This is a genomic window from Corynebacterium sp. HMSC074A09 (genome assembly GCF_001811545.1).
Lineage (GTDB): Bacteria > Actinomycetota > Actinomycetes > Mycobacteriales > Mycobacteriaceae > Corynebacterium > Corynebacterium hiratae.
Genome location: NZ_KV805165.1, coordinates 1 through 897, shown reverse-complemented (window position 1 = coordinate 897; position 897 = coordinate 1). Strand labels below are relative to the sequence as shown.

1 protein-coding gene is annotated in these 897 nt (G+C 51.7%); it reads right to left on the bottom strand.

Annotation, left to right across the window (positions count from 1 at the left end; genetic code table 11):
- Positions 1 to 147: 147 nt before the first annotated feature.
- Positions 148 to 675, bottom strand: a complete 528-nt coding sequence (locus HMPREF2807_RS10980) for a CPBP family glutamic-type intramembrane protease (RefSeq protein ID WP_070512862.1) — start codon at positions 673 to 675, stop codon at positions 148 to 150.
- Between the last annotated feature and the right edge of the window lie 222 nt (positions 676 to 897).

Genomic DNA, 897 nt, shown 5'->3' with positions numbered 1-897 from the left:
GACGGCACTCCTGGTGCAATCTTCTAGCCCCCCGATGCCTTCGAAGCACTCACATCAACTACACTGACTCAAGCAGCATAGCTAACCCCCGACGTGTCTACTTTCCGGGGCCCAGGCCCCCCTTAGCAGCCACATGCAATCCTTCACCTAACCCGCCAGCAATCCGATACATATGTTAAGGGCAGCATGTAAGACTGAGCACTCAATGACGCTACCGGAGCGAAATCTCACCGCGCCAAGTATCCACCCACCGAGGAATTGAACCGGAAGTACGGGCCACAGATGAGCATCAAAGCCCAACAACACCAAATGTGGCAAAAGAAAAAGAGTCGCCTGAAAAGTGTTTCCCGCCCACAATCCCCAACGCCGAAGAAGTAAACCCCCGAGAAATCCGCGGAAGAAAAGCTCTTCGCCTGCAGCCCTTAGAATCGCGGCAACACTTACCCCTTGAACAAAAACGACGCCCGGCATGCCGAGACTATCCGTAGATACAAGACGGATACCAAGATAACCTAATCCAAGCAGCACAGGGAACAAGATGACACTTAAAGCTGCTGCCTGCAGGTTTCCCCAGCGCCAACCCACATTTGCCCGAGCTCGAGACACCCCGATTGACCCGCGTCGGACAAGGATATAGAGCACTGAAGGGGCAAGGAAGAAAAGAAACTCAACCATTTTTCTAGTCCTTTAACGCGAACCGGCGAAGCAACGCGACCCTAAAATACTCGCGCTTCTCATTCTACGATTCACTGTGAGAATGGGACTGAGCAACATTGGTGGGGTAAGTAATGCCACCCTAGCAAATTGGCTCCAGGTATCGATATAAGCAACGGCTCGGGTGGTTCGTGTGGAATCAGAAATAGACTTTCAATTGCAACACACAATGGTTGTAAAACG